General features: G+C 73.9%; 21 protein-coding genes. 11 read left to right on the forward strand and 10 right to left on the reverse strand.

All coding sequences use genetic code 11. The annotated features are described in order from the left end of the window. Positions 1-60 precede the first annotated feature (60 nt). Complete coding sequence (gene serA / locus DCS98_RS06110; protein WP_116450464.1) at positions 61-1254, forward strand: phosphoglycerate dehydrogenase; 1194 nt, start codon at positions 61-63, stop codon at positions 1252-1254. Positions 1255-1263: 9 nt separating this feature from the next. Here the strand turns inward: serA and DCS98_RS24155 are convergent, their stop codons facing one another. From DCS98_RS24155 to DCS98_RS06125, 3 genes are all read right to left on the reverse strand, one after another. After that, positions 1264-1635, reverse strand: a complete 372-nt coding sequence (locus DCS98_RS24155) for an excisionase family DNA-binding protein (RefSeq protein ID WP_241037245.1) — start codon at positions 1633-1635, stop codon at positions 1264-1266. Positions 1636-1837: 202 nt separating this feature from the next. Beyond that, entirely contained in the window at positions 1838-3256 is a 1419-nt protein-coding gene (locus DCS98_RS06120) for an MFS transporter (RefSeq protein ID WP_116450465.1), read from the reverse strand. A 45-nt stretch (positions 3257-3301) separates the two neighbouring features. Then, on the reverse strand, positions 3302-4114 hold the full coding sequence (locus DCS98_RS06125; RefSeq protein ID WP_116450466.1) for an ArsR/SmtB family transcription factor: 813 nt from the start codon (positions 4112-4114) through the stop codon (positions 3302-3304). A gap of 146 nt (positions 4115-4260) precedes the next feature. Between DCS98_RS06125 and DCS98_RS23870 the strand changes: the two genes are divergently transcribed. Next, positions 4261-5304: a transglycosylase family protein gene (locus DCS98_RS23870; protein WP_277394602.1), complete on the forward strand. Its 1044-nt coding sequence runs from the start codon at positions 4261-4263 to the stop codon at positions 5302-5304. Positions 5305-5329: 25 nt separating this feature from the next. On the opposite strand, the gene DCS98_RS06135 is transcribed toward DCS98_RS23870, so the two are convergent. Beyond that, a complete protein-coding gene (locus tag DCS98_RS06135) occupies positions 5330-6604 on the reverse strand; it encodes a hypothetical protein (RefSeq protein WP_116450467.1) in 1275 nt (424 codons plus the stop codon). A gap of 155 nt (positions 6605-6759) precedes the next feature. Here DCS98_RS06135 and fabG point away from each other — a divergent pair, with 155 nt between their 5' ends. The 3 genes from fabG to DCS98_RS06150 are packed head-to-tail and all read left to right on the forward strand — an operon-like array spanning position 6760 to position 9399. Then, positions 6760-7464 carry a 3-oxoacyl-[acyl-carrier-protein] reductase gene (fabG, locus tag DCS98_RS06140; protein WP_116450468.1) on the forward strand — a complete coding sequence of 235 codons (705 nt, stop codon included), beginning with the start codon at positions 6760-6762 and terminating at the stop codon, positions 7462-7464. Then, the gene (gene fabI, locus DCS98_RS06145) at positions 7464-8237 is read left to right on the forward strand and encodes an enoyl-ACP reductase FabI (protein ID WP_116450469.1); all 774 of its coding nucleotides are present in this window, start codon (positions 7464-7466) and stop codon (positions 8235-8237) included. Before fabG ends, fabI begins: the two co-directional genes overlap by 1 nt. A gap of 37 nt (positions 8238-8274) precedes the next feature. Beyond that, on the forward strand, positions 8275-9399 hold the full coding sequence (locus tag DCS98_RS06150) for a ferrochelatase (protein WP_116450470.1): 1125 nt from the start codon (positions 8275-8277) through the stop codon (positions 9397-9399). A 108-nt stretch (positions 9400-9507) separates the two neighbouring features. Here DCS98_RS06150 and DCS98_RS06155 read toward each other — a convergent pair whose 3' ends face one another. Both DCS98_RS06155 and DCS98_RS06160 read right to left on the reverse strand, forming a co-directional pair. Next, entirely contained in the window at positions 9508-10146 is a 639-nt protein-coding gene (locus DCS98_RS06155) for a hemerythrin domain-containing protein (RefSeq protein WP_116450471.1), read from the reverse strand. A gap of 26 nt (positions 10147-10172) precedes the next feature. Next, complete coding sequence (locus DCS98_RS06160) at positions 10173-10910, reverse strand: hypothetical protein (RefSeq protein WP_116450472.1); 738 nt, start codon at positions 10908-10910, stop codon at positions 10173-10175. Positions 10911-11024: 114 nt separating this feature from the next. Here DCS98_RS06160 and DCS98_RS06165 point away from each other — a divergent pair, with 114 nt between their 5' ends. Together DCS98_RS06165 and DCS98_RS06170 are read left to right on the forward strand one after the other, a co-directional pair. Beyond that, entirely contained in the window at positions 11025-11462 is a 438-nt protein-coding gene (locus DCS98_RS06165; protein WP_116450473.1) for an NfeD family protein, read from the forward strand. 77 nt (positions 11463-11539) lie between these two features. Beyond that, a complete protein-coding gene (locus DCS98_RS06170; protein ID WP_116450474.1) occupies positions 11540-12736 on the forward strand; it encodes an SPFH domain-containing protein in 1197 nt (398 codons plus the stop codon). A 118-nt stretch (positions 12737-12854) separates the two neighbouring features. On the opposite strand, the gene DCS98_RS06175 is transcribed toward DCS98_RS06170, so the two are convergent. Further along, on the reverse strand, positions 12855-13784 hold the full coding sequence (locus DCS98_RS06175) for an RNA polymerase sigma factor SigF (RefSeq protein WP_241037248.1): 930 nt from the start codon (positions 13782-13784) through the stop codon (positions 12855-12857). Positions 13785-13828: 44 nt separating this feature from the next. Next, complete coding sequence (locus tag DCS98_RS06180) at positions 13829-14326, reverse strand: ATP-binding protein (RefSeq protein ID WP_116450475.1); 498 nt, start codon at positions 14324-14326, stop codon at positions 13829-13831. Positions 14327-14617: 291 nt separating this feature from the next. On the opposite strand from DCS98_RS06180, the gene DCS98_RS06185 reads away from it, so the two are divergent. Further along, a complete protein-coding gene (locus tag DCS98_RS06185) occupies positions 14618-16414 on the forward strand; it encodes a SpoIIE family protein phosphatase (protein WP_241037250.1) in 1797 nt (598 codons plus the stop codon). An 85-nt stretch (positions 16415-16499) separates the two neighbouring features. Next, complete coding sequence (locus DCS98_RS06190; RefSeq protein WP_116450476.1) at positions 16500-17489, forward strand: DNA topoisomerase IB; 990 nt, start codon at positions 16500-16502, stop codon at positions 17487-17489. Between the two features lie 52 nt (positions 17490-17541). Here the strand turns inward: DCS98_RS06190 and DCS98_RS06195 are convergent, their stop codons facing one another. Together DCS98_RS06195 and DCS98_RS06200 are read right to left on the reverse strand one after the other, a co-directional pair. Beyond that, positions 17542-17940, reverse strand: coding sequence for an STAS domain-containing protein (locus DCS98_RS06195; protein WP_116450477.1), 399 nt, complete (start codon positions 17938-17940; stop codon positions 17542-17544). A gap of 250 nt (positions 17941-18190) precedes the next feature. Next, positions 18191-18604: a hypothetical protein gene (locus tag DCS98_RS06200; RefSeq protein WP_116450478.1), complete on the reverse strand. Its 414-nt coding sequence runs from the start codon at positions 18602-18604 to the stop codon at positions 18191-18193. Positions 18605-18773: 169 nt separating this feature from the next. On the opposite strand from DCS98_RS06200, the gene DCS98_RS06205 reads away from it, so the two are divergent. Next, a complete protein-coding gene (locus DCS98_RS06205) occupies positions 18774-19349 on the forward strand; it encodes a DUF1360 domain-containing protein (protein ID WP_116450479.1) in 576 nt (191 codons plus the stop codon). 136 nt (positions 19350-19485) lie between these two features. Continuing rightward, complete coding sequence (ku, locus tag DCS98_RS06210; RefSeq protein ID WP_116450480.1) at positions 19486-20472, forward strand: non-homologous end joining protein Ku; 987 nt, start codon at positions 19486-19488, stop codon at positions 20470-20472. The last annotated feature ends 1 nt before the right edge of the window (position 20473 follow it).

A 20473-nucleotide genomic window follows, 5' to 3' on the forward strand; every position in this document is an offset into this window, starting at 1 on the left:
CGTCGCGGTGCCGCCGGGGAGGATGGAGCAGCCCCGTCGCCCGAAGAGGATCGAGCGCACATGCCCAGAGCACTGCTGCTGGAGAACATCGACCCCATCGCCGGTGAGCTGCTCACCTCGGCCGGCTACGAGGTCGAGTCGCTCCGGGGGGCGCTGGACGAGGCCGACCTGGTCGCCGCGCTGGACGGCGTGCAACTGCTGGGCATCCGGTCGAAGACGCAGGTCACCGCCCAGGTGGTGGAGGCCCGCCCCGATCTGGCGGCCGTCGGCGCGTTCTGCATCGGCACCAACCAGATCGATCTGCGCGCGGCCGCGGCGGGGGGAGTCGCGGTGTTCAACGCGCCCTTCTCCAACACCCGCAGCGTCGTGGAGATGGCGCTGGCGGAGATCATCATCCTGGCCCGGCGGCTGGTCGACCGGGACCGCGCGCTGCACGCCGGCACCTGGGACAAGTCCGCGGCGGGCAGCCACGAGATCCGCGGGCGGACGCTGGGCATCGTCGGCTACGGCAACATCGGCAGCCAGCTCTCGGTGCTCGCCGAGGCGCTGGGCATGCGGGTCCTCTACTACGACCTCGAGGACAAGCTCGCCCTGGGCAACGCTGAGCGGTGCGGCAGCCTCGACGAGCTGCTCGAGCGCGCGGAGACCGTGACCCTGCACGTCGACGGCAGGGGAGGGAACGCCGGCCTGTTCGGTGCGGAGCAGTTCGCCCGCATGCGCCCGCGCAGCCTGTTCCTCAACCTCTCGCGCGGGTTCGTCGTCGACCACGAGGCGCTGCGCGAGCACATCCTGAGCGGCCACATCGCCGGCGCCGCCGTCGACGTGTTCCCGGAGGAGCCGCGCGAGCAGGGGGACGCCTTCGTCTCGGTGCTCCGCGGCCTGCCCAACGTCATCCTCACCCCGCACGTCGGCGGGTCGACGCAGGAGGCCCAGTACGACATCGGGCGCTTCGTCGCCGGCAAGCTCGTCGACTACGGTAGGGCCGGGACGACGACGCTGAGCGTCAACCTGCCTCCCGTGGTGCTGCACGGCTCGTCGGCCGCCCGGTTCGCCCTGCTGCACCGCAACGTGCCCGGCGTCCTGGCGCGGGCCGACGCGCTGGTGGGCGAGCACGGCCTGAACGTCGACGGGCAGGTGCTGGCCACGCGCGGAGAGCTCGGCTACGCCGTCACCGACGTGAGCGCGCCGCTGCCGCCCGAGCTGCTGACCGCGCTCCGGGCGCTCCCGGAGACCGTGCGACTCACCGCCTTCTGAGCGGTCCCGTCACGCGACGTCGGTGCGCGCCTCGGAGAGGTACTCGCGGACGGCGGGCTCCGGCACGCGGAAGGAACGGCCGACGCGGACGGCGGACAGCTCGCCGCCGTGGACCAGGCGGTACACGGTCATCTTCGAGACGCGCATGATCGCGGCGACCTCGGCGACGGTGAGGAAGGTGACCACCGGACGCTGGACGGGCGCCTGCGGCCGCTGACCCATCGGCCGCTGACCGAGGGGGGCCATGCCGGGCTGCTGCGGTCGCATGCCCACCGGGGCACCGAGGCGGGCGCCGGGAACAGCGGGCCGGAGCACGGTGCGCTGGCCGGGGGCGGCCTGGCGGGGGAGGGTGGCGGCGGCGGAGCGCTGGGGGAAGGTCATGTCGGTCCTCTCGCTGGCGGTGGAGGACGCCGGCCCCGTTGCCCTTTGGCTACGCGTTGCGCCCCCGTTGGTACTGACAGTAAGCAGCGGGACCGGTGTGGCGAGACGGCGAGAAGAACGAGACGGACCGTTCCCGTTCGTCACATGTTGACCGTGCGGCGCTCGCGACCGGTGTGGCGGCCGAGGGGCGCGGTGCGTGCGGTCAGGCTGCCGCGGGTTGCTCGGCCGCCGCGTCCGGGTGCCGTCGGCGCCCGCGGGCAGGCACCAGCCAGGCCAGCAGCGCCGTCAGCAGGCAGACCCCGAACCCGAGCGCCGCGATCGCCGTGTACCCGCCGTCCACGGGTGCCGGGGCGCCCCCGGGGGTGGCAGCGGCGAGGACGGCGGCGGCCAGCGCGCTGCCGATCGAGAAGCCTGCGTAGCGCAGCACCTGGTTGAGGCTCATGGCGCTGCCGGTCTCCGACGGCGGCACGGCCGAGATGACGAGACCGGGGAAGGCGGCGAAGGCGGCCCCCACCCCGAGCCCGGCGACGCCCATGACGAGGAACAGCAGCCACAGCTCGCCCCGCCCGAAGGCGAACAGGACGAAGGAGCCGCTCTGCACGAGCGCCGCGACCGGGAGCACGACGTGCGGGCCGGCACGGTCGGCCAGGAGCCTGGTGAGCCGCCCGCCGAGCACGCTGGCGGCCGAGAACGGCAGCAGCGTCAGCGCCGCCACCACGATCGAGGTGCCGAACCCCGGCCCGTCGCCCCGTGGCGCCTGTGCGAGGACGGGCACCGCCAGCAGGAGCAGGTAGTTCGACAATCCGACGAGCAGCGCCGTCGCGTGCGCCGTGGCCGCGATCCGGCCTCGGGCCAGCCGGAGGTCGACGAGCGGGGACGGCGTCCGCAGCTCCCACAAGGCCCAGGCCGCCAGCACCACGGCGGAGCCTGCGATCAGGGCCCACGGGCCCGGCGACGACCAGCCCCAGACCTCGCCCTCGGCGAGCGCCAGCAGGAGGCCGCCGAGCCCGGCACCCAGCAGGACGGCGCCCAGGACGTCGATCGACCGCGATGCCGAGATGCGGGAGGCGGGCAGCGCCGCGGCGGCGGCCACCAGTGCGGCGGCGCTCACCCCGGCGCCGGCCCAGAAGGCCGCGTGCACGCCGCCGAGCTCGGCCACGAGCCCGGCGAGCGGGTAGCCGAGCCCCATCCCGGACACGACCGTGATCGACAGTGCGGCGACCGTGCGGTGCGAACGCTCGCCCGTCAGCGCCTCCCGGGCCGTGGCGATCGCCAGCGGTGTCAGGCCCAGCCCGAAGCCCTGCAGCGCGCGCCCGGCGATCAGCCATCCGAGCCCCAGCGGCAGGGCGGCCAGCAGGCCGCCCAGCGTGACCACGCCCAGGACGGACAGGACGACGGCGCGGCGGTGGGGACCGTCCCCGAGCCGGCCGATCACCGGGGTCGCCACCGCCCCGACCAGCAGCGTGACGGTGAGGGCCCACTGGGCGTCGGCCAGCGACGTCTCCATCGCCGCGGCGATCGCCGGGATCAGCGGCGCGCCCAGGCTGCTGATGACCGCGACAACCGTGCCGACGAACAGCAGCGCCGGGACGAGGGTGCGCGGGTGGTGCGAGGTGCTCACCCCACCCAGGGTCCCAGGTGGTTGGTCAGGGCAATCGACGAGGCCTCAGCCGTCGGTGCGGGCCATCTGCTCCTCGCGCAGCCCGGCGTGCATCTCCCACGGGGCCTGGGGGAGGACCTCGCCGGTCTCGAGCAGCGACTTCAGGTTCGCCATGACGGCGGGCCAGCCGGCGGACAGCGCCTCCAGGTCCGCGGCGGTCGGGATGTCCTCGTGCCGGACGGTGAGCCGGACGATGTCCTGGTGCGGCTCGATCGTGAACGTCACGCGTGAGGGCGTGCCGTTGCGCTGCTCGTCCGAGCCGGGGAAGGTCATCACCAGCCGCTCGGGCGGGTGCACCTCGAGGACGGTGCCGGTGACGTCGGCGACGCCCGACCCGTCGGTGCGGACGTGCGCCCAGGTGGAGCCCTCCTGCCAGTCGGACTCGTTGCGGTGGCCCCAGTAGCGGGCGGTCAGGTCGGCGTCGGTGAGCGCCTCCCAGACCTGCTCCGGGCTGGCCTTGACGTAGGTGACGTAGACGTAGGTGGGCGGGGTGGTCATGGCCTGCTCCTCTGCGGATCGCCGGACCGCGCTCAGCGTGCGCAGCCGGGGGGTCTCGAAGGTGGAGATCCACCGTTCCGCCACCTCGTGGATCGGAACGGGGTTGAGGTAGTGCAACTTCGACCGGCCGTGCCAGACGGTGCTGACGAGGTTCGCCGCCTCCAGCACGGAGAGGTGCTGCGAGGTCGACTGCCGGGCCATGTCGAGCGAGCCGCACAGCTCGCCCAGGGTCTGGCCGTTGCGCTCGTGCAGCCGGTCCAGCAGGCGCCGCCTGCTCGGGTCGGCCAGCGCCCTGAACACCGGCGTGAGGTCCTCGGGCACGGATTCATCATGCAGGCACCTGCCTGCATATGACAAGTCACCCGCTCGCGGGAGGTCGCGGGGCGCCGTCCTCAAGCCGTCGAGGGCCGGCGCCGACGTCCCTCCCGAGTGGCCGGATCGATGGGGCGAGGGGAGGGTGGAGCGGCATGGACCGAACGCGCACGCGCACGGGCCGGCGGTTCGCCGCCGCCTGCCTCGCCGTCGGACTGGGCCTCCTGGCCGCTCCCGGCTCCGCTTCGGCGGCTCCCGGCGACGACCTGGGAGCGGTCGCGCAGGCCGCCGAGGACGCCGCGGCCGAGGTGAACCGCCTGCTGGTCGAGATGGGTGCGGCGCGCACCGCCGCCGACGAGGCGAGCGCACGGGCCGCCCGCGCCCAGGACGAGGTCGCGGCGGCGGAGCAGGCCTCGGCCACCGCGCGGACGCAGGCCGAGGCCGCCGTGGCCGACGCCCGCCGGCTGCAGGAGGAGCTCGCCGGGGCACGCGAGGACGTCGCGCGGTTCGCGCGGTCCAGCTACATGGGCGGTTCGTCGTCCCCGTTGCTCGAAGGCCTGCTCACCGCGGACGGCCCGGCGCAGATGATGGAACGCGCCGCTCTCCTCGCGGCGGCCGGTGACCACCGGTCCGCCGCCGTCTCGGCCGCATCGACGGCCAGCGACCGCGCCGTCGAGGCGCAGTCCGCGGCGCAGGACGCGGTCGCCGAGGCCGACCGGCTCGAGTCGGCGGCGCGGACGGCGCTCGTGTCGGCGGACGCGGCCCGGGAGGCCGCCGGTCAGGTCCTGGCCGACGTGCAGGCCCGGCAGGACGCCGCCCAGGCAGAGCTCCGCGAGGTCCAGGCGACGCTGGTGGAGCTGCAGCAGCAGCGGGACGCCGCGCGGGCCTCCCGGTCATCCACGCCGTCCTCCGCGCCGTCCTCCACGGGTGGCGGCAGCCCCGCGCCCGCTCCTGCTCCGTCGGGCCGCGACTGGGACGCCGTCGCGCAGTGCGAGTCCGGCGGCAACTGGAGCATCAACACCGGCAACGGCTACTACGGCGGCCTGCAGTTCAGCGCGTCGACGTGGGCCGCGTTCGGCGGCGGTGAGTACGCGCCCCGGGCGGACCTGGCGACGCGGGAGCAGCAGATCGCGATCGCGGAGAAGGCCCTCGCCGTCCAGGGCAAGGGCGCCTGGCCCACCTGCGGCCGCAACCTGTGAACGTCCTCGGAGGTGCCGGCCGTCGTCAGGCCCGGGCGTCGAACCGGAGCTGGTAGATCGTCGGCAGGACGAAGCAGTCGCCGACGACCGTCAGCAGCGACCGGTCGGACGACACCTCGGGCCGGGTGAAGAAGCCGTCCGCGTAGTCGGTGCAGAGGCCGAAGTCGGCGACGACCGCGCCGTCCCTGAGGTCCACGACGACCACCCCGAGGACGCCCGTCTCCTCCGAGAGGCCGGAGACGTACAACCAGCGACCCTCGCCGGTCCGCTCGTCGAGCGGCCCCAGTGCGGCGCCGTCGACGTAGAGGTAGTCGCGGATGCGCACCGGGTCGATGCCGGGCACCCCGCCGGGGGAGAGCCGGGTGATCGAGGCCCGAGCCGTCCCGTCGGCGTCGGGCTCGGGTCGGAGGACCTGCACCGCGCCCGAGTCGTCGATCGTCGCGTAGGTGGTCGAGGGGTCGCCGCCGGGGAAGCGGGTGGTGTACCGGACGGTGAGGTCGACGTCGACGGCGGCCACCACCGTGTCGCCGTCGTCGCCGTAGACGAGCACGGCGGAGCGCCCGTCCGGTGAGGCGACGAGGGCCCACGGCTGCGCGTCACGGGTGGCCGGCAGGTCGACCAGCGTCTGCTCGAGGACCTCGGCGCCACGGAGGGCGGTGAGCTCGACGGTCCGCCCACCGCCGAGGGCCCGCAGCACGTAGGTCCTCGAGCCCGCCGAGTCCGCGAGCAACACATCGGGGATGCCCAGCGCGTCGAGCGGGCCGGTCATCCGCAGGTCTCCCACGATCGACGGCTCTCCGTCGCCGGAGGTCCACAGCTGGACGATGCGCCCGGACCGAGCCCCGTCCGCGGGCCCGAGGACTGCCTGGACCAGGCCGTCGGACAGCACTCTCAGGTCCGCGACCCGCGCATCCGAGGACAGTCCGGCGACCCGTCGCTGCGGCGCTGTCATCTGGGCCTCGGAGTAGACCGGACGGTCGGCGCGCAGCGCGACGTAGTCGTCGCCGGAGAAGTCGTGGGCGGCGAGCAAGAACGGGTCCGCCTCATCGACCGGGACAGCTGCCGGGAGACCTGCGACGGCGGGCAGCTCCGTCTGGCTCAGCAACTGCACCGGTCCCCGGCGGGGCAGCGGTCCCTGCCAGCCGTCCCCGCCGTGCCCGGTCGACGGCACCCAGCTGATCGGCGCCCGGTCGACCTCCGGGATCTCGTCGGTCGCGCCACCCGTGGTCAGCATGCCCACGCCGAAGATCACCGCGCAGGTCCCGGCGACCGCGAGGCGCGGAGCGGTGGTCGGACGCACGACACCACTCTGGGTGTTCCGGCCCCGCGGCAACACTCACCTCCCCTCGACGGGGTGAGCACCGTCGCCGTTCCCGTACCGGCCGGTAGGGGGTGTGACCTGCGACCACCGACTAGGTTCGGGAGTCGACAGAGCAGCCGGCAGGGGAGTGGCACGTGGGCAGATCGGTGCTGGTGACCGGCGGGAACCGGGGGATCGGGCTGGCGATTGCCCGCTCGTTCGCCGAGCAGGGCGACTCCGTCGCCGTCACCCATCGCGGCAGCGGCGCACCCGACGGGCTGTTCGGCGTCCAGTGCGACGTCACGAGCGCCGACGACGTCGACCGCGCGTTCTCGGAGGTCGAGGAGCGCCAGGGCCCGGTCGAGGTGCTCGTGAGCAACGCCGGCATCACCCGCGACGGGCTGCTCATGCGCATGAAGGAGGACGACTTCACCGACGTCCTCGACGCCAACCTCACCGCCGCCTACCGGGTGGCCAAGCGGGCCAGCGCCAAGATGGTGCGCGCCCGCTCGGGCCGGATGGTCTTCGTGTCCTCGGTCGTCGGTCTGCTCGGCTCCGCCGGCCAGACCAACTACGCGGCGTCCAAGGCCGGCCTGGTCGGCCTGGCCCGCTCGATCGCCCGCGAGCTGGGCAGCCGGGGCATCACCGCGAACGTCGTCGCGCCCGGTTTCGTCGAGACGGACATGACCGCGCAACTGCCCGAGAAGCGGCAGCAGGAGATCCTGGGGCAGGTGCCGCTGGGCCGGTACGCCTCGGCGGAGGAGATCGCCGGCGTCGTGCGGTTCCTCGCGAGCGACGCGGCGGGCTACATCACCGGGGCGGTCGTCCCGGTCGACGGCGGACTCGGAATGGGGCACTGATGAGCGGCATCCTCGAGGGCAAGAAGGTCCTCGTCACCGGCGTCCTGACGGAGGCGTCGATCGCGTTCGCCACGGCCCGGATCGCGCAGGAGCAGGGCGCCACCGTCGTCCTCTCCAACTTCGGGCGGGCGCTGTCGCTGTGCCAGCGGATCGCCAAGCGGCTGCCGCAGGAGGCCGCGGTGGTCGAGCTCGACGTCACGAACACCGAGCACCTCGGGTCGCTCGCCGACCGGCTGCGCGAGCAGGGCTTCGACACCCTCGACGGCGTCGTCCACTCCATCGGCTTCGCGCCGCAGGAGGCCATGGGGGAGGGCTTCCCGGAGGTCGCGTGGGAGCACGCCGCGACCGCGTTCCAGGTCTCGTCCTGGTCCTACGCCTCGCTCACCCAGGCCTGCCGGCCGCTGCTGGCCGACCCGTCGTCGGTCGTCGGCCTCACCTTCGACGCGACCGTCGCCTGGCCGGTCTACGGCTGGATGGGGGCGGCGAAGGCGGCGCTCGAGTCGGTCAGCCGCTACGTCGCCCGGGAGCTGGGCCCCGACGGCGTGCGGTCCAACATCGTCGCCGCCGGCCCGCTGCGGAGCATGGCGATGAAGTCCATCCCCGGCAGCGCCCAGTTCGAGGAGGCGTGGGAGGGCCGTGCCCCGCTCGGCTGGTCGGTCACCGACACCGAGCCCGCGGGCAAGGCCGTCGTCGCCCTGCTGTCGGACTGGTTCCCCGCCACCACCGGCGAGATCGTGCACGTCGACGGAGGCTTCCACGCCGTCGGCGTGTGAGCGCATCCGCACGACCCCCTCAGGAAGAAGAACCTCTGTGCCACGCGCAACCGTCGACATCACCCCCGCGGGACAGCGTCCCGACGAGGACCCGTCGCTCGCCGTCCGCAACAACGGCGGTGCCGAGCCGTCCACCGAGCCGGCTCCGGCCGGGCGCCGCGAGGCGCTGCTGCTGCTGTCGTTCGGCGGCCCCGAGGGGCACGACGACGTCATGCCGTTCCTCGAGAACGTCACCCGCGGCCGGGGGATCCCGCGCGAGCGGCTGGAGGAGGTGGCCGAGCACTACCACCACTTCGGCGGCGTCAGCCCGATCAACGACCAGAACAAGGCGCTGATCGCGGCCCTCGAGAAGGACCTCGCCGACGCCGGTCTCGACCTCCCCGTCTACTGGGGCAACCGCAACTGGGCGCCCTACGTCGAGGACACCTGGGCGCAGATGGCCGCCGACGGCATCGAGCACGTGTACGTCCTGTCGACGTCGGCCTACGCCTCGTTCTCCGGCTGCCGGCAGTACCACGAGGACATCGCCCGGGCCCGTGTCTCCCTGTCGTCTCCCACCCGCCCAGGCGGCCCCACGGCGGAGAAGCTGCCGCACTACTACGACACCCCCGGCTTCGTGCAGGCCAACGCCGACGCCCTCGCCGCGGCGATCGCCACCCTGCCCGCCGAGCTGCGCGGCACCGCCCGCCTCGTGGCGACGGCGCACAGCATCCCGGACTCGATGGCCGCCGTCGCCGGGCCGGAGGGGCACGCCTACGAGGCGGAGCTGCTGGCCGCCGCCGAGCGCGTCGTCGCCGAGGCCGCGCCCGGCCGGGAGTTCGACCTGGTCTGGCAGAGCCGCAGCGGCCCGCCGTCGGTGCCGTGGCTGGAGCCCGACGTCAACGACCACCTGCGCGCGCTCGCCGCGTCCGGCGAGACCGCCGTCGTCCTGTTCCCGATCGGGTTCGTCAGCGACCACCTCGAGGTGATCTGGGACCTCGACAACGAGGCCAAGGAGACGGCGGAGGAGCTCGGGCTGGCCTTCGCCCGGGCGGCCACGGCGGGCACGCATCCCGCCTTCGTCGAGTCCCTGCGGATGCTCCTGGAGGAGCGTCGCGCCGGCGGCCTGCCCCGGCTGGGCACCAACTGCCCGGCGAGCTGCTGTTTCGTGCGGCGCCCGTGAACGGTCACGCCGAGTGGGGCCCGAAGGGCTCCGCGCAGGCGTGACGCAGCGGCTCCGCGCAGCAGGGGGACGGCACGTGGACGCGGTGTCGTCCGGAGGACGACGGTGTCATCGCCAGGTCGGGGCGACGTCCTTGTAGTAGCGGCGGCCGAAGGTCCTGGCCAGCACGGTGACCACCGGCGTCGGCACGGTCTTCTTCAGGAAGGCACGGTGCTCGTCGCTCATCCCGTCGGTCAGCCACGCGAAGAACCGCCCGGCGACGCCGAGCGGCTGGCTGCGCAGCTCCTTCTCCACCGCCTTCCACTCCGGCGACCCGAGGTGCGCGTTCAGCTGCGGCTCGAGCTCCTCCTCCTCGTGCCGCAGGTGCCGCTCCACCACCTCCCGGGTCCGGACGACGCTGGCCTGCGCGACGGCGGCGTCGCCGGACGACCCGGTGCGGGCGACGGTGCTCATCGCCCCGGCCGTCTTCGTCAGCGCGTCGGCCATCGCGTGGTGCTCGGACTCCATGGCGTCGAGCAGCCCCTGGTCGACACCGATCCGCTGGAGCATCGGGAAGATGTGGGTGTCCTCGCCCTCGTGGTGGTGCGTCAGCTCGGTGCGCAGGTTCGCGTAGGCCCGCTCGAGGGCCTGGGCGCGCGCGGTGTCGCCGTCACGCAGCTGCCCCAGGGCCGTCGACAGGCGGTCCAGGTCGCGACGCACGGCGCCGTGGATCACCCGGTTCATCGTCATCTCGGGCGCTGCTGTCATGCCGGACGACGGTAGCGACGCCCGGGCTACCGCGGAACAGCGTTGAACGCCGCCTCGACGGCCTCGCGCACCGACCGGGCCAGCGGGCGCAGCGCCTCGTCCCGGGCCGCGGCCTGCGAGTGGTTGACCGCGCCGCCGGGAGCGTCGGCCAGGGCGAGGTCGAGCACCCTCGCCAGCCGCTGCGCCCGCGCCAGCACCGAGAGCGCCACCGGGTCGTGGTCGTGCGGGAGCCCGGGAGCGGTCGTCGTCTTCGCCAGGCCGGCCAGCAGCGCCGGCACCTCGGGGTTCCACCGGGCGAGGTCCAGCCCGGCCAGTGCGCGGGCGGTGTCGCCCACGGCGAGGTCCAACGCCCCCGACACAGCGCGCAGGTTGCCCTCGGCCGGCGGTGCCACCGGTGGGAGGCCGGTCAGCGGGAACGCCGTCCACTGCACGACCTCCGGACCGAGCGGCTCCGGGACGAGCGCGAGGTGCTCGCCGACGGCGGCCTGACCCGACTCGAGCGCCAGCGGCGCCAGCCCAGGGGCCCGCGGCAACCCCCGGACGTCGCCCGCCACGGGCAGCACCAGCCGGAACCGGCGCTCGCCCAGGCCGCGCAGCGCCGTCAGGGCCCAGCCGAGCGGCACCGCCTCGTCCGTGCCGGGCAGCCCGGAGACGCGGTGGGCGGTGGAGCCGGTGATGGCGTCGAGCGCCTCGTCGTAGGCGGCGCGGCCGGTGAGCCAGGCCGTCGCCCAGACGGCGAAGCGTCCGGCGGGGAAGTCGTGCACCCGGCGAGGCTACGACGGCCGCGCTCGTCCTCGCGGAGGGCACCGGTCACCCGCGTAGGCGCGACGCGGCGTATTCGGGGCCACGAGCAACGCCGGTTCTGCGACACTCCGGTCATGGCTGCGTGGTTGCTCTGGCTCATCGCCGCGGGCCTCTTCGCGGCGGGCGAGGTGGTCAGCCTCGACCTCGTGCTGCTCATGTTCGCCGGCGGCGCGCTCGGCGGCATGACCGTGGCCCTGCTGGGGGGCGCGACGATCCTGCAGCTCGTGGCGTTCATCGCCGTCTCCGGGGTGCTGCTGGCCCTGGTCCGGCCCATCGCCCAGAAGCACCTGACCGAGCGGACCCCGCTGCAGCTCGACGGCGTCGACACGCTCATCGGCCGCACCGCGAAGGTAACCCAGGAGATCGACTCCTCCGGCGGCCGGATCCGCATGGGCGCCGACGAGTGGACGGCCCGCAGCCAGCACAGCGGTGAGACCTTCGCCGTCGGCGACACCGTCCGGATCCTGCAGGTGGAGGGGGCCACGGCGGTCGTCGGGGACGCGCTGGAGTGAACGCAACCGAGTCGTAGTGATCGCGGAGGCCGCCGCAGGGGAGGATCGCGGACGACCCCCGACGAAGGGAGCCCGCCGTGGAACCGGCACTCATCGCACTGGTCGTCGTCGCCCTGCTGGTGATCATCGTGATCGCCAAGAGCGTGACCATCGTGCCGCAGGCCCAGGCCAAGGTCGTGGAGCGGCTCGGCCGCTACAGCCGGACCCTCTCGCCCGGCCTCTCGATCCTGGTGCCGTTCATCGACCGCGTCCGGGCGACGATCGACCTGCGCGAGCAGGTCATCTCCTTCCCGCCGCAGCCGGTCATCACCTCCGACAACCTGCAGGTCGGCATCGACACCGTCGTCTACTTCCAGGTGACCGACCCGCGCCTGGCCGTCTACGGCATCGCCAACTACATCACCGGCATGGAGCAGCTGACCACGACGATGCTGCGCAACGTCGTCGGTGGGCTCAACCTCGAGGGCGCGCTGACCGGCCGCGACGGCATCAACAGCCAGCTGCGGTCGGTCCTCGACGGGACGACCGGCCCCTGGGGCCTGCGGGTGGCCCGCGTGGAGATCAAGGCGATCGACCCGCCGCCCTCGATCCGCGACTCCATGGAGAAGCAGATGCGCGCCGACCGCGACAAGCGCGCGATCATCCTGCAGGCCGAGGGCGCGCGGCAGTCGGCCATCACCACCGCCGAGGGCCAGAAGGCCGCGGCGATCCTGTCGGCCGAGGGCAAGAAGCAGGCCGCGATCCTCGAGGCGGAGGCCGAGCGGCAGAGCCGGATCCTGCGCGCCGAGGGCGAGCGGGCGGCGCTGTTCCTGCAGGCGCAGGGCCAGGCGAAGTCGATCGAGACGGTCTTCCAGGCCATCCACGACGGCAAGCCGGACCAGGGCCTGCTGGCCTACCAGTACCTGCAGACGCTGCCGCAGATCGCGCAGGGCGACGCCAACAAGATGTGGATCGTCCCCAGCGAGTTCAGCAAGGCCCTGGAGGGCCTGGCCAACCTCGGCGGCGCCGAGGGCGGGAAGTCCTGGATGGACGTCGAGCCGCAGGGCAACGGGTCCGCCCCCAAGGACGGCGGCCTGGACACCAGCAGCTGGTTCGAGTCGCAGCTGCCCCGGGCGGCCGACCAGCCCGAGGCGAAGATCGAGCTGTCGAGCATCGCCGACTCGACGCCGGCCGTGCCGACGCCGCCCCCGCTGAGCCAGGTGACCGAGGAGATCCGCGAGATCGGCACCGGCCGCCAGCCCGACAAGAACGGGGTCTTGCCCGAGCGCGGCTGAGCGGCCTCCGTGGACCGGTCGCGGCGCCCGGTGCGACGACGTGGTGGCGATCAGCTCTCGATCGCCACCACGTCGTCGCACTCGCGCCGCGTCGGGAGCCGGCGCGGAGCGCAGCGTCCTAGTCCTTGAGCAGGCCCTCGCGGAGCTTGGCCAGCGTCTGGCTCAGCAGCCGGGAGACGTGCATCTGCGAGATGCCGATGTCGGCGGCGATCTGCGACTGGGTCATGTTCCCGAAGAACCGCAGGATCAGGATGCGGCGCTCGCGGGCCGGGATGGTGGCCAGCAGCGGCTGCAGCGACTCGCGGTACTCCACGCCCTCGAGCGCGGCGTCCTCCTCGCCGAGCGTCGCGGCCAGGGTGGGGGAGTCGTCCTCGCCGGAGAGCCGCTCGTCCAGCGAGCTGCTGCGGTAGGCGTTGGCCACGGCGAGGCCCTCGAGCACCTCTGCGCGCGGGATGCCCAGGTGCTCGGCCAGCTCCGACGGTGTCGGGGCCCGGCCGTTCTTCTGCGCCAGCTCGCCGACCGCCGCGTTGAGCGACAGGTGCAGCTCCTGCAGCCGGCGCGGGACGCGCACCGACCAGCCCTGGTCGCGGAAGTGCCGCTTGATCTCGCCGGTGATCGTCGGCACCGCGAACGACAGGAACTCCACGCCGCGGGTCGGGTCGAACCGGTCGATCGCCGCGATCAGCCCCAGCGTGCCGACCTGCAGCAGGTCGTCGAACGGTTCACCGCGGTTGCTGAAGCGCCGGGCGAAGTGCCGGACCAGGGGGAGGTGCTCCTCGACCAGGATCTCCCGCAGCCGCTCGCGTCGCGGGTCGTCCTTGTCGAGCGTGGCCAGCTCGGCGAACAGCGGCGCGGTCCGTTCCGCGCGCCGCCGGTTGTCCGACACCGGGGCGGCGTCCGGGGTGCTCTCGGCTGCGGGGGCGTCGGCGTCCTCGGTGCGCGGGTCGGGCACCGCCTCCGGATCGGCCGGATCGGTCACTGCGATGTCGTCCTCCGCGGGAGCGGGGTCGGCCGCGGGGCGCGGCCCCTCGGACCTCTGGTCGGGCACCGGAGCGTCCACGACGGGGATCTCGTCGGTCGACGGCGACCGGCTCACTGGGCGACCGAGAGATTCCGGCCGGCTCCGCTCCCGAGGTCGTTCGGGTGTTGGCCGGGCAGGTACTTGTCCATGGCGATCAGGCCGACCGGCGTCGGGCTGCCGTCGCCACCGGGGACGGCGTCCTGCGTGGAGCGCCGTGCGTCGACGTTGTCGACGAGGGTGGCGAGGATCGCCCAGCCGAAGCCGTCGCGGGGCACCTCGACCCCGTCGGCGGTGGGCACCCACGCTTCGATGTGCAGCCCGGCCCGGGTGGTCTCGAAGATGACCGTGAGCGGGGACTCGCCGGCCGCAATCTGGCTCAGCGTCGCGCAGGCCTCGTCGACGGCCAGGCGCAGGTCCTCGACCGCGTCCAGGTCGTAGTCCATCCGGATCGCGAGGTCACCGGCCATGGCCCGCACCGCGGGCAGCTGGGTCGCGGTGGTGGGTACGCGCAGCTCCAGCCGCTCCGCGCGTCGTCCGTCCTGCGCGAGGGAACCCCTCGAGTCGACCATCCGTCGTCCGCTCCTTCGTCGCCGGCGCCCGTGCATCGGGTCGCGGCCGTCCATCATCCAAGGGTCCCACCAGGACCCGACGGGCGGCGCCCCGGTGATTCCGGACGCCGCCCAACCGCACCCTTCTACCCCTGCGTGCGAGCTGCCGAAACGTGGCGCTGCCCACCGCTGCACGGTCGGTCGCATCGCGGTTGCCGGACCCCTCAGCCTGGTATTGGCTGGCCCGAGATGAGCCTCAGCCCTGGCAGCCCGCCACCCCTCCCTGGCCTCGCCGGGTCCGAGGGGGCGAGTGTGCTGGCCGCGGCCATGGAGACGGCGCCCGCCGCGATCTACGTCGTGAGGGCCGGAGCGGACTCGCCCGTCTGGGCCAACGCCCGGGCCCGGGAGCTCGGCACCGCGCGCGAGGACATGCCGGTGGTCGACGGGCGGCCGGTCGTCGAGGTGCTCGACGCGGCGCTGCGCACCGGGCGCCCGGAGACCGTCTGCGGTCCGCTCGGCGACGCCGGAGGGCCGGCGGCCACGCTGATGGTGCGCCCGATGCGGGTCCACGACGGCCCCGGCGCCCTGCTGATCCTGGAGTCCGACGACGCGGCGACCGACACGTCGCTGTGGCCGAAGGTGCCCGACAGCGTGGAGCAGGCGCAGCTGTCGCTGCTGCCGCCGTCCCTGCCGCTGCTGCCCGACCTGCACCTGTCCGGCAGCTATCAACGAGCATCGGCCGTCGAGGCCGCCGGCGGGGACTGGTACGACACCGTGGCGCTGGGCGCCGGTCGGGTGGCCCTGGTCGTCGGCGACGCCGTGGGGCACGGAGTGCCCGCGGCCGGGGCCATGAGCCGGCTGCGCGGTGCCATGCGCTCGTCCGCGCTGCGCGACCCGTCGCCGGCCGCCGTCCTGGCCGCACTGGACGCGTTCGCCGCCCAGATGGACGACGTCGAGGGCGCCTCGGTGTTCTACGGCGTCCTGGACGCGGCCACCGGCGACCTCACCTACGCCGCCGCAGGGCACCCGCCGCCGCTGGTGGTCGGCTCGGACGGGGCGACGAGCTACCTGCGGGTGCCGCCGCGGGCGCCGCTGGGCAGCCTGCCGGACACGCCCACGGCGGTGTCCCGGCACGTGCTCGACCAGGGCGCGACCCTCGTCCTGTTCTCCAACGGTGCCGTGTCGGGCCCCGCCCCGGAAGCGGCCGACGCGCTCGACCGGCTGTCGGCGATCGCCACGGCGGTGCTCACCGCCCCGGGCGCGCTGGAGACCGACCGCTCCGACGAGCTGGCCACGGCGATCGCCGAGGGCGTGCGCAGCCCCGAGGGCTGGCTGGACGACGTCGCCGTGCTGGTCGCGCACCGGCGCGAGGACACCCAGGAGCCGCTGCACCTCGAGCTGGTCGCCGATCCCGCCGCGCTCCCGGGCGTCCGGCGCCGGCTCGGCAGCTGGCTGGCCGGTCTGGGGATGGGGGAGCAGGACCGGGTCGGCGTGATGGTCGCCGTGGGCGAGGCCTGCGCGAACGCCGCCGAGCACGCCTACCGCGGCTCCGAGCCCGGCCCCATGTCGGTGTCGGCCGGGGTGGACGTCGACGGCGTCCTCACCGTGACCGTCCGCGACGAGGGCACGTGGCGTCCGCCCAACCGCGATCCGGGTGACCGCGGCCGAGGGCTGCTGATCATGCGCCAGCTCGTCGACGGCGTCGTCCTCGAGGAGGAGGAGAAGGGCACCACGGTGGTCCTGACGCTGCGGCTGCGGCGCAGTCCCGAGGTCGACGAGGAGCGTCCGCCCGCGTCGAGCGCCGCCACGGTGTCCGTCGACAGGGAGGGCCCGCGCCCGGTGGTGCGGGTGTCCGGCGCGGTCGACGAGTTCGGCGCCGAGCAGATGCGGATCCGCCTCCTGGAGGCCAGCCACGGGGGCACCGGCAGGGTCGAGCTGGACCTCACCGGGGTGTCGCTGTTCAGCAGCGCCGCGGTCCGGGTGGTTCTGGCGATCGCCCGCATCGGGCGCGACGAGGGGTGGCGGCTGGTCGTCCACGCACCCGAGGGCGGCATCACCCGGCACGTCCTCGAGATCAGCGGGCTCGGCGGGCTGGTCGACCTGCGCTGACCCCGGCGGGGGACCGACCCCACGGATCCGTTTGGGGAACGGTCCCGGTGCGCAACACGAGGACGTGAGACTTCGGCGCAGCGACGTGAACGGTCCCGGATACCGGCGTCGCCGGGCCGGAAGGGGGTTCGCCTACTACGACCTCGACGGCGCGCTGATCCGGGACGACGAGCTGCTGGACCGCGTCCGTGGCCTGGCGATCCCGCCGGCGTGGAAGGACGTCTGGATCTGCCCGTGGCCCAACGGGCACATCCAGGCCACCGGTGTCGACGCCGCGGGTCGCCGCCAGTACCGATACCACGACCAGTGGCGGGCCCGGCGGGACGCCGAGAAGCACGAGCGCGTGCTCGAAATCGCCCGCGAGCTGCCCGACGTCCGGGACGCCGTCAAGGCCGGTCTGCGCACGCGCGGGCTCAACCGGGACCGCGTGCTGGCCTGCGCCATCCGCATGCTGGACCTCGGTGCCTTCCGCATCGGCAGCGAGCAGTACGAGGAGGAGAACGGCACCTACGGCCTGGCAACGCTCAAGCGCGCCCACGTCTCGGTGCGGGGCGAGCGGACGTTCTACAGCTACACCGCCAAGGGCGGCATCGAGCGGGAGGTGGAGATCACCGACCGGCCGACCGCCACGGTCGTGCGCCAGCTCCTCGAGCGGCCGGCCGACGCCGGCGAGGACCTGCTCGCGTACCGGACCGAGGACGGCGAGTGGCGCGACGTGACCAGCGCCGAGATCAACGCCTACCTCAAGGAGATCAGCGGCGCGGAGATCACCGCGAAGGACTTCCGCACGTGGACGGCCACCGTGCTGATGGCCGCGGCGCTCGCGGAGGTCCCCCCGCCGGCCAGCAGGACGGCGCGCAAGAAGGTCGTCAGCGCGGCCTACAAGCAGGTCAGCGAGCAACTGGGCAACACGCCGGCGGTGTGCAAGGCGAGCTACGTCGACCCGCGGGTCGTGGACCGGTTCGAGCACGGCGAGACCGTGGCGCACGCGTTGCGGGAGGCCGACCAGGCCGAGGCCGACCGGGACACCCAGAAGGTCCTCGAGGCCGCCGTCTGCCAGCTGCTGTCCGCCTGAGACGACGAAGGGCCCCGCCGATCCCGGCGGGGCCCTTCGTCGTACCGGACGACTAGCGGGCGGTGCTGTCGGCGATCGTGAAGAGGTCGATCAGGCCGGTCACCTCGAGCGGGCGGGTGACGGCGCGGGTGGTGGCGATCAGGCGCAGGGCGACGTCGCGGGCCCGCGACGACTTCTGCGTCTCCACAAGCACGGCCAGGCCGGCCGACCCGAGGAACTGGACGCCGGACAGGTCGATGACGAGCTCGCGCGGCTGCTGCTCGAGCTGGCTGTCCAGGGTGGAACGGAGCACCGGTGCGGTGAACGTGTCCACCTCACCGACGACCGTCACCGTCACCACGCCGTCCTCGCTGGTGGAGGTGGAGAGCGTGATCACGTCGTCGAAGGGTGCCTCGGTGCCCTCGGTCGACACGTCGGGCTGCCCCTCGGCGGGCAGGTCGGAAGTGGTCACGGACAGTGGCTCCTCTCGGCGGCGTTCCCCGGGGCGGTGATCACCGCCCGGACAATCTACCGCTGTGCGGTCCGGGCGCTCGTCGCGCCCGGTTCCCGCAGGTGGTGAACGTGTCGCGTGCCGGTGGTCTTCCCGGCCGGCACGTGCGGCTGCCTGCTGAACCGCGATGACAACGTAGACACAGCGGCGCGCACGCGCCAACCCCGCCCCCCGAGGCGGAGGACGGCGCCGGCACGGACGGGTCCGGGAGTCAGTCCCCTGTGAGGTGCACGGCGCCCTCCTCGGGCCCCTCGCCCCCGACGGACGGGTCGGACGTCGCCTCGACGTCGTCGGACGTGCGGTTGGTGCCCGAGTCGCTCACGGGCGAGGTGGAGGTGTCCTGCTCCAGCTGGCCCACGGCGCGGTCGGGGTCCTCGGCCGGGCGGAGGTCGGCGGAGTCGTCGGGCACCTCCCGCTCGAGCCGCCCGGTCAGCGACTCGCCCTCCGACTGCTCGAAGGCGGTCGTGCCGAAGTCGACGGAGGCGTTCGCCTGCTCGCCGGGCATGGGCTCGAACTGGGGGTCCTCGGCCCGCTCCTGGGTGGGGGAGTCGTCCTGCGACACCTCGGGGAGGCCGTCGTCCTCCGGGAAGACGTCGCGGGCGGTCTGGCCCTCGGGCTGCGTCATGCCTGTGCCTCCTCTGTCGGGGGTCCGCGCCGGGCCGGCCGGCGGGACGGGGAGCCGGTCGGCGACCGGCGTCTGACCCGGCCCTACCCGTCACCCCTCCCGGCATGCGTGGCTGTGCGCCGCCCCGCCACGGGGCATGCGCCAGCAGCGAGGGGGGTAGCGCCGTCGCATGGCGATCGCAGACGAGATCCAGCGGCTCGGGGCACCGGTCCGCCGGTGGGCCCGCACGCAGAAGCGGGAGTACACGAACGGCGAGGAGCGGCCGCTGGCCGGCGATCTCGGCGCGATGGGCGTGTACGTGGGTCTCGTGTCCGCCGCGGCCGCCGCCGTGCGCGCCTCGAACCGGGAGCTCCCGGAGCGGATCCCGCTCGGCGACGCCGCGCTGCTCACCGTGGCCACCTTCCGGCTGGCCCGCCGGATCGCGAAGGACCCGGTGACCGCCCCGGTCCGCGCCCCGTTCGTGCGCTTCGAGGGCCCGTCCGGGCACGCGGAGGTGGCCGAGGAGGTGCGCGAGCACGGGGGCGTGAAGCACGCGGTCGGGGAGCTGCTCACCTGCCCGTTCTGCCTGGCGCAGTGGGTGGGGACCGGCTTCGTGTTCGGCTACGTCACCGCCCCGAAGGCGACCCGGCTGGCGGCCCTGACGATGACGATGGTCGCCGGGTCCGACGTCCTGCAGTTCGTCTACGACGCCATCCAGAACGGCGGCCTGGCCCCGCAGACCGAGGGCGTCGACGCCGGCGCCTGAGCCGGCCCCCCGGACGGGTGACCCCCGTGCGGGGGAGGAGGCGCGTCCGCCGACCTGCCGCGGGTACCCCGCCGGACCTATCCTGTGATCTTGACCTGGTCACAGGTCCGTCAGCGGAGTTCGGGGAAGGTGCGGCATGCGATCGATCTGGCGCGGGGCCGTGTCCTTCGGCCTCGTCAGCATCGGCGTGAAGCTGTACTCGGCGACCGAGGACAAGGACATCCGCTTCCACCAGGTGCACGCGGCCGACGGCGGGCGGGTCAAGTACAAGCGGGTCTGCTCGATCGACGGCGAAGAGGTCGAGTACAGCGACATCGCGAAGGGCTACGAGCTGCCCGACGGCCAGGTCGTCATCCTGACCGACGAGGACTTCGACGAGCTGCCGCTCTCCACCCGCCGGGAGATCGAGGTCCTGGAGTTCGTCGCCCAGGACGAGATCGACCCGATCATGTTCGAGAAGACCTACTACCTCGAGCCGGACGGCCCCGCGGCGCGCCCCTACGTGCTGCTTCGCGACGCGCTCGAGAACGCCGGCCAGGTCGCCATCACCAAGATCGCCATCCGGCAGCGCGAGTCGCTCGCGGTGCTGCGTGTCCGCGACGGCGTGCTGGTCATGCACACGATGCGGTGGCCCGACGAGATCCGCCGTCCTGACTTCGGCTTCCTGGACGAGGACATCAGCGTCCGGCCGCAGGAGTTGAAGATGGCCGAGGCGCTGATCGGCTCGATGACGGGTGAGTTCGACCCCACCCAGTTCACCGACGACTACCGCGAGGCCATGACCGCGCTGCTGGAGGCCAAGCAGAGCGGTGGCGAGGTGCAGCAGGTGCCCGAGGTGGAGGACACCGGCGGCGCCGTCGTCGACCTGATGAGCGCGCTGCGCCGCAGCGTCGAGCGGGCCCGCGGCGGCGCCGACGACGACGCCACCGCCGACGACGCCACCGACAACGAGGCGCCGGCCAAGCGGGCACCGGCGAAGAAGGCCGCCCCCGCGAAGAAGGCGCCGGCCAAGAAGGCGGCCGCCGAGAAGCCTGCGGCGAAGAAGACGACGGCCGCGAAGTCGGGTGCCGCCAAGAAGACCGCGGACAAGCCGCCGGCCAAGCGCGCCCGCCGCAGCGCCTGAC

The sequence above is a fragment of the Blastococcus litoris genome (assembly GCF_003075095.1).
Taxonomy (GTDB): domain Bacteria; phylum Actinomycetota; class Actinomycetes; order Mycobacteriales; family Geodermatophilaceae; genus Blastococcus_B; species Blastococcus_B litoris.

Bases quoted from the DNA above. Each gene is read 5' to 3' on its own strand.
- serA (WP_116450464.1), top strand. From the start codon at position 61: ATGCCCAGAGCACTGCTGCTGGAGAACATCGACCCCATCGCCGGTGAG.
- DCS98_RS24155 (WP_241037245.1), bottom strand. From the start codon at position 1,635: ATGACCTTCCCCCAGCGCTCCGCCGCCGCCACCCTCCCCCGCCAGGCC.
- DCS98_RS23870 (WP_277394602.1), top strand. From the start codon at position 4,261: ATGGACCGAACGCGCACGCGCACGGGCCGGCGGTTCGCCGCCGCCTGC.
- fabI (WP_116450469.1), top strand. From the start codon at position 7,464: ATGAGCGGCATCCTCGAGGGCAAGAAGGTCCTCGTCACCGGCGTCCTG.
- DCS98_RS06155 (WP_116450471.1), bottom strand. From the start codon at position 10,146: ATGACAGCAGCGCCCGAGATGACGATGAACCGGGTGATCCACGGCGCC.
- DCS98_RS06165 (WP_116450473.1), top strand. From the start codon at position 11,025: ATGGCTGCGTGGTTGCTCTGGCTCATCGCCGCGGGCCTCTTCGCGGCG.
- DCS98_RS06180 (WP_116450475.1), bottom strand. From the start codon at position 14,326: ATGGTCGACTCGAGGGGTTCCCTCGCGCAGGACGGACGACGCGCGGAG.
- DCS98_RS06200 (WP_116450478.1), bottom strand. From the start codon at position 18,604: ATGACGCAGCCCGAGGGCCAGACCGCCCGCGACGTCTTCCCGGAGGAC.
- DCS98_RS06205 (WP_116450479.1), top strand. From the start codon at position 18,774: ATGGCGATCGCAGACGAGATCCAGCGGCTCGGGGCACCGGTCCGCCGG.
- ku (WP_116450480.1), top strand. From the start codon at position 19,486: ATGCGATCGATCTGGCGCGGGGCCGTGTCCTTCGGCCTCGTCAGCATC.